Origin of the sequence: Streptomyces sp. XY431, from assembly GCF_001279805.1 — a bacterium.
Classification (GTDB): Bacteria; Actinomycetota; Actinomycetes; order Streptomycetales; family Streptomycetaceae; genus Kitasatospora; species Kitasatospora purpeofusca.
The window spans coordinates 1-12,146 of sequence record NZ_LGDO01000195.1 but is presented as its reverse complement, the minus strand read 5'-3'; the positions used below and the strand labels follow the sequence as shown (position 1 = coordinate 12,146).

14 protein-coding genes are annotated in these 12,146 nt (G+C 75.2%); 4 read left to right on the top strand and 10 right to left on the bottom strand.

What is annotated here, in order from left to right:
• Positions 1-9: 9 nt before the first annotated feature.
• From ADK60_RS19895 to ADK60_RS19885, 3 genes are read right to left on the bottom strand one after another with little or no spacing between them, the layout of a single operon-like run.
• Positions 10-1,020 (bottom strand): NADPH:quinone oxidoreductase family protein, encoded by a 1,011-nt coding sequence (locus tag ADK60_RS19895; protein WP_053647746.1) that lies wholly within the window; start codon positions 1,018-1,020, stop codon positions 10-12.
• Complete coding sequence (locus ADK60_RS19890) at positions 1,017-1,832, bottom strand: SDR family oxidoreductase (protein WP_053647811.1); 816 nt, start codon at positions 1,830-1,832, stop codon at positions 1,017-1,019. Before ADK60_RS19890 ends, ADK60_RS19895 begins: the two co-directional genes overlap by 4 nt.
• A 38-nt stretch (positions 1,833-1,870) precedes the next feature.
• Positions 1,871-2,629: an SDR family oxidoreductase gene (locus ADK60_RS19885; protein WP_053647743.1), complete on the bottom strand. Its 759-nt coding sequence runs from the start codon at positions 2,627-2,629 to the stop codon at positions 1,871-1,873.
• Positions 2,630-2,913: 284 nt separating this feature from the next.
• Between ADK60_RS19885 and ADK60_RS19880 the strand changes: the two genes are divergently transcribed.
• The gene (locus tag ADK60_RS19880) at positions 2,914-3,543 is read left to right on the top strand and encodes a TetR/AcrR family transcriptional regulator (protein WP_053647742.1); all 630 of its coding nucleotides are present in this window, start codon (positions 2,914-2,916) and stop codon (positions 3,541-3,543) included.
• A gap of 33 nt (positions 3,544-3,576) precedes the next feature.
• Here ADK60_RS19880 and ADK60_RS19875 read toward each other — a convergent pair whose 3' ends face one another.
• Both ADK60_RS19875 and ADK60_RS19870 read right to left on the bottom strand, forming a co-directional pair.
• Complete coding sequence (locus ADK60_RS19875; protein ID WP_053647740.1) at positions 3,577-4,446, bottom strand: class I SAM-dependent methyltransferase; 870 nt, start codon at positions 4,444-4,446, stop codon at positions 3,577-3,579.
• 142 nt (positions 4,447-4,588) lie between these two features.
• On the bottom strand, positions 4,589-4,921 hold the full coding sequence (locus ADK60_RS19870; protein WP_053647738.1) for an ArsR/SmtB family transcription factor: 333 nt from the start codon (positions 4,919-4,921) through the stop codon (positions 4,589-4,591).
• Positions 4,922-5,077: 156 nt separating this feature from the next.
• Here ADK60_RS19870 and ADK60_RS19865 point away from each other — a divergent pair, with 156 nt between their 5' ends.
• Complete coding sequence (locus ADK60_RS19865) at positions 5,078-6,337, top strand: MFS transporter (protein WP_159400500.1); 1,260 nt, start codon at positions 5,078-5,080, stop codon at positions 6,335-6,337.
• Here the strand turns inward: ADK60_RS19865 and ADK60_RS45800 are convergent.
• The gene (locus ADK60_RS45800) at positions 6,308-7,006 is read right to left on the bottom strand and encodes a ScbR family autoregulator-binding transcription factor (RefSeq protein ID WP_234371166.1); all 699 of its coding nucleotides are present in this window, start codon (positions 7,004-7,006) and stop codon (positions 6,308-6,310) included. The two genes, ADK60_RS19865 and ADK60_RS45800, sit on opposite strands and share 30 nt — an antisense overlap.
• Positions 7,007-7,324: 318 nt before the next feature.
• On the opposite strand from ADK60_RS45800, the gene ADK60_RS19855 reads away from it, so the two are divergent.
• Positions 7,325-7,915, top strand: coding sequence for a TetR family transcriptional regulator (locus ADK60_RS19855; RefSeq protein WP_053647737.1), 591 nt, complete (start codon positions 7,325-7,327; stop codon positions 7,913-7,915).
• Between the two features lie 72 nt (positions 7,916-7,987).
• On the opposite strand, the gene ADK60_RS19850 is transcribed toward ADK60_RS19855, so the two are convergent.
• From ADK60_RS19850 to ADK60_RS19840, 3 genes are all read right to left on the bottom strand, one after another.
• The gene (locus ADK60_RS19850) at positions 7,988-8,860 is read right to left on the bottom strand and encodes a lysozyme (protein ID WP_053647735.1); all 873 of its coding nucleotides are present in this window, start codon (positions 8,858-8,860) and stop codon (positions 7,988-7,990) included.
• Positions 8,861-9,460: 600 nt separating this feature from the next.
• Positions 9,461-9,808, bottom strand: a complete 348-nt coding sequence (locus ADK60_RS19845) for a hypothetical protein (RefSeq protein ID WP_053647733.1) — start codon at positions 9,806-9,808, stop codon at positions 9,461-9,463.
• A gap of 270 nt (positions 9,809-10,078) precedes the next feature.
• A complete protein-coding gene (locus ADK60_RS19840) occupies positions 10,079-10,381 on the bottom strand; it encodes a hypothetical protein (protein WP_053647731.1) in 303 nt (100 codons plus the stop codon).
• Between the two features lie 15 nt (positions 10,382-10,396).
• On the opposite strand from ADK60_RS19840, the gene ADK60_RS19835 reads away from it, so the two are divergent.
• Positions 10,397-10,753: a Rossmann-fold NAD(P)-binding domain-containing protein gene (locus ADK60_RS19835; RefSeq protein ID WP_053647729.1), complete on the top strand. Its 357-nt coding sequence runs from the start codon at positions 10,397-10,399 to the stop codon at positions 10,751-10,753.
• A gap of 115 nt (positions 10,754-10,868) precedes the next feature.
• On the opposite strand, the gene aroA is transcribed toward ADK60_RS19835, so the two are convergent.
• Entirely contained in the window at positions 10,869-12,113 is a 1,245-nt protein-coding gene (gene aroA, locus ADK60_RS19830) for a 3-phosphoshikimate 1-carboxyvinyltransferase (RefSeq protein ID WP_053647727.1), read from the bottom strand.
• Between the last annotated feature and the right edge of the window lie 33 nt (positions 12,114-12,146).

Sequence of the window (12,146 nt, the reverse complement as noted above, 5' to 3'; positions counted from 1 at the left end):
CCCGCCCGTTCACGGCAGCACCACCAGCCGCCCGGTGGTGGTCCCGTCGGCGACCCGCTGGACGGCGTCGGGCACGGCCTCGAACGGGAGCCGTCCGGTCACCAGCGGCCGGACCGCACCCTTGGCGGCGAGCGCGCAGAGCTCCCGGTGCACGGCGCGGACGGCCCCGGGGTCGCGGGTCTGGTACAGGCCCCAGTGCAGGCCGAGGATCGCGTAGTTCTTCACCAGGGCGTGGTTGAGGGCGGGCGCCGGGATCTCGCCGCCGGCGAAGCCGACCACCACGATCCGGCCCTCGAACGCGACGCAGCGGGTGGAGCCGGTGAAGGCCGCGCCGCCGACCGGGTCGAAGACCACGTCGGCACCCCGGCCGCCGGTGGCGGCCCGGACGGCGGCGACGAAGTCCTCGGCGGTGCGGTCGACCACCAGGTCGGCGCCCAGTGCGCGGGCGGTGGCCGCCTTGCCGGCGCCGCCGACCACGGCGATCACCCGGGCGCCGGCCGCCCGGCCGAGCTGGACGGCGGCGCTGCCGACCCCGCCGGCCGCCGCGTGCACCAGCAGCGTCTCCCCGGGGCGCAGCGCGGCACGCCGGTGCAGGGCGAACCAGGCGGTCTGGTGGCCGATGTGCAGGGCGGCCGCCTCCGCGTCGTCCAGGGAGTCGGGGGCGCCGAAGGCGGCGGCCGCGTCCAGCAGCGCGTACTCGGCGAACGCGCCGTGCGGGAGGACGGGGGTGCCGATCACCCGGTCACCGGGCCGCCACTCCGCCTCCGGGAGGTCCCTGGGCTCCGCCGGGGCGGGCCCTTGCTCCACCACCTCGCCGCACAGTTCCACCCCGGGGGTGAACGGCAGCGGCGGCCGCACCTGGTACTGGCCCCGGACCAGTAGCGCGTCCGGGAAGTTGACGGCCGCTGCCCGCACCCGGACCAGCAGCTGTCCCGGGCCCGGCACCGGCCGCGGTGCGTCCTCGACCAGCCGCAGCACCGCACGCGGCTCGCCCGGCTCCGGTACCTGCCAGGCCCTCACAGCGCTCCCTCCTGCTCCAGCTGCCGCTGGAGGCGGTTCATCCCGGCCAGCCAGCGGTCCGGTTCCCCGGCGCGGACGCTGTAGTAGTCGGCGACCTCGGCGTGCGGCAGGACCAGGAAGCGGTCCGCCGCCAGGGCGTCCAGCAGGGCCGTGGCGACCTCCGCCGGCTCCAGCGCGGTGGGTGCGAGCAGCGCCTCGCCGACCGCGCCGGTGCTCGCCAGCATCGCGGTGCGCACGCCCTGCGGGCAGAGCGCGTGCACCCGCAGTCCGCGGTGCTGGTAGGTGGCGGCGAGCCACTCGGCGAAGGCGAGCGCGCCGTGCTTGGTGACCGCGTAGGGGGCCGAGCCGAGCATGGTGAGCAGCCCGGCCGCCGAGACGGTGGCGACGAACCGGCCGCTGCCGCGCTCCAGCCAGCGGGGGAGGAGCAGTTCGGCGGCCCGGACGTGGGCGAGGACGTTGACCTCCCAGGCGGCGGTCCAGGCCTCGGGGGCGGCGTCCGCGCCGCCGACCGGGGCGACGCCCGCGTTGGCGCACCAGATGTCGAGTTCGGCGCCGTGCCGGGCGAGTGCGGCCCGGGCGGCGTCGACCAGGGCGGCCAGCCCCTCGGCGGAGGCGGCGTCGCCGGGGACGGCGGAGCCGCCGCAGTCGGCGGCGACCGCGCGGGCCGCGGCGCCGTCCAGGTCGTTCACCACCACCCGGGCGCCGGCGGCCGCGAAGGCGCGGGCCACGGCGGCGCCGATGCCCCGGCCGGCGCCGGTGACGACGACGCCCTGGCCGGCGAACGGCGGGGCGGTCCGGTGGGCGGCCGAAATCTCGGCGGGGGTGCGGTCGGGGGTCTCGGCCGGGGTGCTCACAGCCCGCCGCCGAGGGTCACGCCGCCGTCCACCACCACGGTCTGGCCGGTGATCCACGCCGCGTCGGGGGAGAGCAGGAAGGCGACCGCGCCCGCGACGTCCTCGGGCACCCCGAGCCGGCCGAGCGGGTAGGCGGCGGCGACCTGCTCCTCGCGGCCCTCGTACAGGGCCTCGGCGAACCTGGTCTTGACGACGGCGGGGGCGACCGCGTTGACCCGGATGCCCTCGGGGCCCAGCTCGGCGGCGAGTTCGGCGGTGAGCCGGATCAGTGCGGCCTTGGACACCCCGTACATGCCGATGCCGAGCGAGGAGCGCAGGCCGGCCACCGAGGCGACGTTGACCACCGAGCCGCCGTGCTCGCCCATCCAGGCGGCGTGCGCCCGGCGGGTCCAGGCGAGCGGGGCGAGCACATTGACGGCCAGGATCTTGGCGGCGGCGGCCTCGTCGACGGTCAGCACCGGGCCGTACACCGGGTTGATGCCGGTGTTGTTGACCAGGTGGTCGAGCCGCCCGAAGGTCTCCAGGGTGCGGGCGACGGCCTCCTCCTGGTGGGCCGGGTCGTCGGCGCGGCCGGGGACGGCGATGGCGACCTCGGGTCCGCCGAGGTCCTGGACCGCCTCGGCGAGCGGCTCCGGGGTGCGCGCGGTCAGGCACACCCTGGCCCCCCGGGCGACCAGCTCGCGTGCGATGCCGAGGCCGATGCCCCGGCTCGATCCGGTGACGACGGCCACCCGGCCCTTGAAGGAGTGCACCACGGGGATCCTCTCGGCGTGGACGGCGACCGGCCGACCGGCCCGGCCGCCGGTCGGAGCGGCTACTGGCTGAGCGACTACTGGCTGACCAACTACTGACTGAGCGGCTAGTGACTAAGCGCTTGCTCAGCATGCTGTCGGTGCGACACCCTGTCAACAGCCCCCGGGGCCGCGTCCGGGCGGGCGTCCGCGCTCTCCGGCGGAGGAGCCTCCGTGCCCTCCGCCGGCCCCGCCCCGGGCGAATGCCCGTACGACCGCCCGGACGACCGATCTGCGAGGATGGCGCCATGACCAGCACGCCCATCGCCGAGCTGTGGCCCACCCTGCCCGGCGGCGCCGACCCCCGCCCGGAGGCGGCGTACCGGCTGCTCCGGGCCGCCGTCGAGTCCTTCGCCGAGCGCGGCTTCCACGCCACCACCACCCGGGACATCGCCACCGGCGCCGGGATGAGCCCGGCCGCGCTCTACATCCACTACCCCTCCAAGGCGGCCCTGCTCGCCGAGATCAGCCGGGCCGGCCATGCCGCGGCGCTCGGCCTGGTCCGCGCGGCGGCGGCCGGCGAGGGCGACCCGGTGGCCCGGATGCGGCGACTGGTCGAGGACTTCACCGCCTGGCACGCCCGGGCGCGGACGGTCGGCCGGGTGGTCAACTACGAGCTGCACGCGCTCCCGGAGGACGACTACGCGGCGGTCGCGGCGCTGCGGCTGGACATCGAGCGCGAGGTCACCGCGCTGATCGAGGCGGGGCGCGCGGACGGGCTGTTCGAGGTCGCCGAGGTGCGCACCGCCGCACGGGCGGTCACCTCGCTCGGGATCGACGTGTCCCGCTGGTACACCGACCGCAGCAGTGAGACACCCGAGGAACTCGGCCGCCGCTACGGCGACCTGGTGCTCCGGATGCTGGGCGCCGGGCGCTGACGCCCCGGTGCCGGGCGTCCAACGCGGCGCCGGTCAGCCGTCCTTGACGGCGGTGTGCACCATCCACGCGACGTGGTGGCGCAGTTCGTACATCTCCACCGTGGAGCGCAGCCCCAGCCAGTGCTCGGTGGCGCCGAGGCGCCGCAGCACCGCGTAGGGCAGCCGGAAGTACCCGTACAGCGCCTCGGTGGTGGGCAGGTAGTAGCGGGTCGCGTCGAGCTCCTCCTCCAGCCGGAAACCCGCCCCGGTGACCAGCCCGCCGAGGGTGCGGGTGGTGTAGCGGCGGGCGCCGGGCAGCACCATCGCGTCCAGGAACGGGTCCAGCAGCGCCTGCTGGGTGCCGGGCATCTCCGCGCGCGGGACGGCGGCCGGCCCGAGCAGGACCAGTCGCCCGCCCGGCCGCAGCAGCCGGTGGAACTCCGCGAGGGCGCGCGCCGGGTCGTGGGCGTGGCAGAGCGTCTCCATCGAGTAGACGCCGTCGAAGGAGCCGGCGGGCAGGTCCAGCTCGTGGAAGTCGCCCCAGGCGAACGCGGTGCGGTCCTCCAGTGCGGCCCGGGCGCTCAGCCGGCGGGCCTCGCGGACGTGGAAGTCCATCAGGTCGACGCCGGTCACCCGCAGGCCGAACCGGGCTGCCAGCTGACGGGCGACGACGCCCGAGCCGCAGCCGGCGTCCAGCACCCGGGAGCCGGGCGGCAGGGCGAGCTTGCGCCCGAGCACCCCCTCCAGCTGCCGCTGCGCCCGCCAGCAGCGCCATTTGGACTGGCCGGGCTCGGTCCAGCCCCAGTGCCGGGCCCGTCGGCAGACGAGGGTGTAGAAGAGCCGGTGGCCGGGGGTGCCGTAGACCCGGCGCAGGCCGTCCAGGTCGAGCCCGCCGCCGGCCTGTCCGTCGACCTCACCGATCATCGCACCCGCCCGGCCTTCCGCTGGTCCGCACCCTCGCCGTCCCGGCCACGCTACCGAGCGGGTGGCGCGGGCGCCGGTCCGGTGCGGCCGGACGGGCGGCGGGACCGTGCGGCCCGGTCGGCCGGTCGGCCCGGGGCGGGGCTCAGTCGGCCGCGGGCCGGGTCGCGGTGAGCAGGGCGTCGAGCAGCCCGGGGAAGCGCGCGTCGAGGTCGGTCCGGCGCAGTGAGACGTAGCGGTTGCGGCCGGCGACCCGGGTGGTGGTGACGCCGGCCTCGCGCAGCACCCGCATGTGGTGCGAGACGGTCGACTTGTGCAGGTGGTCGAGGCCGAGGTGGCGCGGGTCGCAGGAGTGCTCGGCCCCGTCGGCGTAGCTGGTCAGCAGGCGTATCCGGACCGGGTCGCCGAGCGCGTGCAGCACGGTGACCAGGTCGATCTCGGTGGTGGCGGGCTGGGGCAGCCGCTCGTCGTCGGTCATGGCCGGCGGCCTCCTCGGGGCTCGGGCGGCGCTGGTGCGACGCGAACAGGACGGTTTGACAATCATCCACCAATCCGTACTGTTTGGCGAGCATCAAACTGTTGCCCGTTCGTCCAACAATCAGGTTCAACGACGTCCGCCCCTGGGGGGAACCACGTGCCCGTCCGCCTGCTCCTGCTCGCCCTCGGCACCTTCGCCGTCGGCACCGACACCATGGTCATGGCCGGCATCCTCGGCCCGATCGCCGAGGACCTCGGCGTCACGGTCGCCGCCGCCGGCCAACTGGTGACCGTCTTCGCCCTCGGCTACGCGCTGCTCGCGCCGCCCCTCGCCGCGCTCACCGCGCGCTGGCCGCGCCGCCGGCTGCTGCTCACCGCGCTCGCCGTGTTCGCCGCCGCCAACGCGCTCAGCGCGCTCGCCCCCTCCTACGGGACGCTGCTCGCCACCCGGGTCCTGGCCGCCGCGGGCGCCGCGCTCTACACCCCGACCGCCAACGCGGTGGCCACCACCCTGGTCGCCCCCGCGCGGCGCGGCCGGGCCCTGGCCACCGTGCTCGGCGGCATGACGGTCGCCACCGCGCTCGGGGTCCCGCTCGGCACCTGGATCGGGCGCACCGACTGGCGCCTCACGATGTGGCTGGTCACGGCCCTCGGCGCGGCCGCCCTGGCCGGACTGGCCCTGCTGCTGCGCGACCTGCCGGCACCCGCCGCCGCGCCCGGCCTGCGAGACCGGCTGGCGCCGCTGCGCGACCGGCGGGTGCTCGGCGCCGCCGCGACCACGCTGCTCTTCTTCCTCGCCTTCCAGACCGTCTACATCTACCTGGCCACCGCGATCGCCCCGGCCACCGGCGGACGGGCGGACCGGCTGAGCCTGGTGCTGCTGGTCTCGGGCCTCGCCTCGGTCGCGGGCAGCTGGCTGGGCGGGCGCCTGGTCGACCGGGTCGGCGTCCGCAGGGTGCTGCTCGTCGGCAGCACGGTGGCGGCGCTCGCGTTCGCGGCGCTGCCGTGGGCGGGGCGTTCGATGCCGGGCGCGCTCGCCTACGCCGTCGTCACCCCGCTGGCCGGCTGGGCGGTCTCGGTGGCGCTGCCGCACCGGCTCGCCTCGCTCGACCCGGGCAGCGCCCAGCTGCTGATCTCGCTCAACAGCAGTGCCCTGTACCTGGGCACGGCCGCCGGCGGCGCGGTCGGCAGCGCGGCCGTCGCGCTGTTCGGCGGGCGCTGGTTCCCGCTCGCGGCGGCCGTGCTCGCCCTGGTCGCGGCGGCCACCACCTGGGCCGGCACCCGGGCCGGGGCCGGGGCCGGTGCCCGGGCCGGTGTCGGGGCCCCGTGCTCCGGCCGGTCGGGCTCCGGTGGGTCGGCCGCGGCGCCCGCCCGTCGTCCGCTCGCCTCAGTCCGCGCGGATCGCCCGGAACAGTAACTCGGCCGTCTCCGACCAGCGTTCGACGATGTCCGCCCGTTCGCGCAGGACGTCCGAGATGTGCTGGGTGCCGAAGAACGCGGCCACCAGCGACCGGGCCGCGGTCCGGGGCCGGACCCCCGCCCGCAGCTCGCCCAGTGCCTCGGCGCGGGACAGCAGCCCGGCCAGCAGCTCGGTCCAGTCCACGTACGGTGTCGGCAACTCGGCGTCGATCTGCGGGCGTTCGACCTGCAGTCGGGTGCCCGCCTGGACGACGACGTCGTCCCGGAACGCGAGCGCCGCGCCCGCCAGCAGGCGTTCCGCGGTCTCCAGCGGCCCGTGCCCCTCCGCCGTGACCCCGGCCAGCAGCAACGGCCAGCGGGCGTAGTGGTGTTCGACCACGGCGACGGCCAGCGCCTCCTTGGTCGGGTAGTGGAAGTAGACGGCGCCCTTGGTCATCCCCACCCGGTCGGCGACCTCCTGCACCGAGGTGTGGCGGAAGCCCCGGGCGGTGAACAGTTCGGCGGCCGCGGTGAGGACCAGCAGCCGGGTGCGGGCGGCCCGGTCCTGCTTGGGGTCGGGACCTCGCCGGGTGGCGATCGGCCGGACCCGGAACGGACCGGGCGGTTCGGCCCAGGTTTCGGCGGCGGTTCCGGTCTCGGGTCTGGTCCCGGAGTCGGGCTCGGGCACGTTCGGCTCCTCGGTGGTGGGGGCGGAGCTCGGTGTGGGGGCTCCGGTGCGGTCCGTCAACTCGGGCTCGATGGCGGCGTTTTGGACAGAGAGGCGGGAAGACTGCCTCGACGCCAATCCTTCCGGAAGGTAGGTTCCTGAGCCGTGGCACCCGTGGGGCACCGCAATGTAGCGGTACCGCAAGGGAGTTCGCGACCTCGGGGGAGGAAGCACCGATGAATGTTCCCGGTCGGACGTGAGTGGAACCGGGCGGTGACCGTGCCGCCCCGAGAACATTCCTTCATCACGGAATGTTCTCCGGACCCCGAGGAGGACCGCATGATGAAGCAGCAGCGGGCTCGGCGTACGCGGGAGAAGGTGCTCGACGCCGCGGCCGAGGAGTTCTCCACCCAGGGCTACAGCCGGGCCACCCTCGACGCGGTGGCGCAGCGCACCGGCATGACCAAGGGCGCGCTGTACGGGCACTTCGACTCCAAGCGCGCCCTCGCGGGCGCCCTGATCTCGCAGTCCCGGCAGGTCTGGGAGGAGCTGCGACTGACCCGCGACGTCCCCGGCGCCGGCGCTGCCGCCGTCCTGGAGGCACTCGTCCTGGACCTCGCGCAGCGGCTGAAGGACGACGTCCGGCTGCGTGCGGCGCTCCGTCTGGCCACCGACGTCCCGGACCCGGCCGGCCCGGCGCCCGACATCTTCTCGGACGTGCAACGCGGCCTGGTCGCCCTGATCCGACGCGCCCAGGGCGAGGGCAGCATGGCACCCCGCCCGCCCGAACTGGTGGCCCAACTCCTGCTCGCCGTCCTCCACGGCGCCCCGCATGTCGCCTTCGGCCCCCCGGACGCGACCCCCGACGACCCGGCCGCCTACACCGCGGCCTGGCGCCTCCTCCTGGACTCCCTCACCGCCGCCCCCTGAGCCCGTCCCCTGAGCCCGTCCCGCCACCCGCCCCCGCCAGGACGGCGGGGGCGGGCACGGGCGGTGCGGGGCTCAGCCGTTGGCGAGGGCCTGGACGCGGTCGAAGGCGCCGTTGAAGAGGTTCTGGTCGCCGGGGAAGGTGCCGGAGTCGGCGTGCTGCCAGATGGTCTGGTAGCTCCAGCCGGCCGGGAGGGTGCCGACGCTGGAGGCGTAGCGGGCGACCCAGAGGGGGTTGGTGGCGCCGAAGGAGGCGTTGTTGCCGGTGCAGGTGGTCCACCAGTTGGTGGTGGTGTAGATGGTGGGGTAGCGGCCGGTGCGGGTGTGGACGGTGTTGCTGAAGGCGCGGATCCAGCTCACCATGGCGCTCTGGCTGAGGCCGTAGCAGGTGGCGCCGTACGGGTTGTACTCGATGTCGAGGGCCGGCGGGAGGGTCTTGCCGTCGCGGGACCAGCCGCCGCCGTGGTCGACGAACCAGTTGGCCTGGGCGGTGCCGGAGGAGCGGTCGGGCAGCGCGAAGTGGTAGGCGCCGCGGATCAGGCCGGCGTTGTAGGAGCCGTTGTACTGCTGGGTGAAGTACGGGTTGGTGTAGGTGGTGCCCTCGGTGGCCTTGACGTAGGCGAAGCGGGCGCCGTTGGCGCGTACCGAGGACCAGTTGACGTTGCCCTGGTAGCTGGCGACGTCGAGGCCGGGGGTCTGGGTGACGGCGAGGGCGGCGAGCGGGGCGGTGCCGTCGCGGCCCTCGTGGGCGGCCACGGTGGAACCGGCGAAGTCGAGGTCGGGGTGGATCGGGGGCAGGTGGCCGCCGGCCGCGTGCGCGGGGGCGGCGATGCCGACGGCAAGGGCGACGGCCGTGGCGACGGCGGCGAACGCGCCGAGCCGCCGCTGCCGGGGCTTCCGGAGGCCGGTGGTGCCGGAGGGGCTGGCGGAGCGGGAAGTGCTGGGCATGACACTCCTCTGGTCCGGTGCTGACGTCCCGTGGTGCGGATGCGGACTGCCGGGACGGCCGGTGACGTGTCCGGCCGCAGCAGGCTAGCCATGTACGTGCCAGCCCGCCAGGTATCGGTGGCCACATTCTGACCGGGGGTCACAGGGGAATGGTTCCGACCACCCGGACGTCCCGTACCCGGAGGACCGGCGCTCACCTGGGGAGGCGGCCCCGGATCCGGACGGCGGGCGGCGCGGGGACGTGCATGTCCGAACTCCCGCGCCGCCCGGGCTTCGCGTGCCGGTCGGCCATTGGTCGCCCACTCTTCGTGCGACCCGCACGACTCCTTCGGCCCCCGGACATGCCGAACGCCCGGCCGGGAAGCCCCGGCCGGGCGTTCCGCCGGACTCCCCGTGACCTCGGAGCGGCGGTGCTTCCGGCAGTTCTCTTCGATCTTCGTGGTGCCGCCGGGAGTTGGACGGCGACCGCGTCCCCGGTGACGGCTGCGCGGGCGCCGGTCCCGCCGCCGACGGATCGCCGTCGGCGGCGGGCGGACCTCGTCCGGTGCGGTACCGGCGCCCGGGACGCGTCACCGGGGCCTCGGCCGGGTTGCCGCAGGATCAGCCGATCAGGTGGGAGACGCCGCCGTCACCGGAGGACTGGGTGTTGTGGCCGACGTTGCAGATCTGCTTCGGGGTCTTGTTCAGGACCGGCACCTCGATCGGGACAGCCACGCCGATGACGGCGCCGACCGCGATGTTGTGGACCTCCGGGAGGCAGATGTTCGGGTTGTCGAGAGTGTGGAAGTTGGCGCTGTGGTCGCCGTGGGTGCCGGTCTGGTTGGTACCGCCGTTGCCCTGGGTCGAGACGGCGGCGCCGTCCGCGTCGGCGATGGCGAAGGCCGACCCGGCGGACATCGCGATGGCAGCGGCGGCCAGGCCGGCGGCGGCGAGGGAGTTCTTGAACATTTCCGCATTCCTCTCAAGATGAATTGAAAGCACTGGTCGACCCGTTGGCGGTCGAACAGGCGCCGGCTGAAGGTGGTGCACACGCCCTGAACCGGTAGCAATCACTGCTGTCCGGTCCAAAGAACGGCGGTCCGGAAAGTTACGACCTCCGGCAGAACCGGCCGCCATCGACACCCGCACGGCTGAGCCGTGGCCACAAGGATGACGCTCGGCCGGGCGCGGGCGCGGTCACTGGGTGATGCGGTCACCGGGTGATGAGGACGCGGGACCCTAGTAACTCAGGCTGAGCACGAAGTACCCGGTGTAGGTCAGCAACAGGTAGAGCCCCGGGGCGACGGGTGACCAGCGGGGAGTGCTCCTCCGCCAGAACTGCCAGCCGGCCAGGGCGGGCAGGACGAGGGGAAGGACCGCCAGTGGCACCAGCGCGGGTGTCGTCCGGGCCCCGGTGATCAGGAGTGCGGCGGAGAGAACCGGCGCGACCAGGGCGATGCCGATCGTGCCGGAGAGGCCAACACCCTCGCCTGGGCGCCGTCCATCCGCGCCGAGGGTGTCGTCCGGACCCTGAACCCCCACTCGGCCAACGCGTGCGTGGATCCGCGCGACATCGCCGGGATCGCGGCGCTGGCCCTGACCGAGCCCGGCCACGCCGGGCGGATCCACCCCCTGACCGGGCCGGCGGCCGTCACTCCGGCCGAGCAGGCGGCCGACCTCGCCGCTGTTCTCCAACGCCCGGTCCGGATCGAGGAACTGACACCCGATCAAGCTGCCGTTCAGTGGTCACGGCGCTACCCGGCTCCGGTCGTGGAGGCGCTGCTGCAGAGTGCCGCACGCCAGGCCCGGGGGCTCAAGGCGGCGGTCGACCCGACCTTCGAGCAGGTGACCGGCCGGCGACCGCGGCCGTTCCGGACCTGGGCGGCCGACCACGCCCCGGTCTTCGGGCGATGACCGGCCGGGCGCCGCGGCCGGGCCGCCGAGGCCCACCTGGACCTGATCACGGCCCGCTCGCCGCCGCGGCCGCCCGGCCGTTCCGTCACTGGTCGGCCGGTGGCCAGCCGGTGGGTCAGTCGGTGGTCGCCCACTGCTCGCGCAGCCGGCCGAACACCTGGTGGAACTCGGGGAAGGTCTTCCGCACGCAGCCGGGGTCGTCGAAGGTGATGCCGGGCGTGCGCAGGCCGGTGACGGAGAAGGACATCACCATCCGGTGGTCGCCGTGCGAGGCGAGGGCGGTGCCGCGCGGGGTGCCCGGGCGGATCTCGATCCAGTCGTGCCCGGTGGCGACGTCGATGCCGAGCCGGCGGAGGTTCTCCGCGCAGGCGTCCAGGCGGTCGCACTCCTTGACCCTGGTGTTGGCGACGTTCTCGATCCGCACCGGCGCGTCCGCGAACGGGGCAATGGCGGCGAGCGTCGGCATGGTGTCGGAGATGTCCCGCATGTCGACGGTCAGACCGGAGAGCCGGCCGCCGGCGGGGCCCTCGACGGTGGTCCGGTCGCTGCCGACCTCGACCCGCGCGCCCATCCGGGCCAGGACGTCGACGAACCGCAGATCGCCCTGGAGCGCGTCCTTGCCGAGCCCCGGGACGGTCAGCCGGCGGCCGGTGAGCGCGGCGGCGGCGAAGAAGTAGCTCGCCGTCGAGGCGTCCGGCTCGACCGGGTAGGTCGCGGCCCGGTAGCCGCCGGGCGCGACCTCGAAGACCCGGCCGGTGCGGGTCACGGTGGCGCCGAAGGACCGCATCATGGTGACGGTGATCTCCACGTACGGTGCCGAGACCAGGTCGGTGACGGTGATCCGCAGGCCCTGCTCGGTGAGCGGGCCGAGCAGCAGCAGCGCGGTGAGGTACTGCGAGGAGAGGCCCGCGTCGAGGGTGATCCCGCCGCCGCGGACGCCGTCGGCGGCGATCCGCAGCGGGTGGTGGCCCTCGGCCTCCTCGTGCCGGAGGTCGACCCCGAGGGTGCGTAGCGCCTCGGTCAGCGGGCCGAGCGGGCGGCGGCGCATCTGGGCGGAGGCGTCGAAGCGGAAGTCGCCGCGGCCGGCGGCGGCGAGCACGGGCAGGAAGCGGGCGGTGGTGGCGCCGTCGCGGCAGTAGACCTCGGCGTCGTGGGCGGGGCCCTGCGGGCGGCCCTCGATCGTCCACCGGTCCGGTGCGGCGGTGAGCGTGTAGCCGAGTGCCCGCAGCCCCTCGGTGAAGCCTTCGGTGTCGTCGGAGCGCAGCGGCCGGAGCAGGGTGGTGGTGCCCTCGGCGGCGGCGGCCAGGAACAGCGCGCGTGCGGTGACGGACTTGGAGCCGGGGATCTCGACGGTCGTCATGGGGCCTCCGGGGTGGGTGGTCCGGGCGTGCCG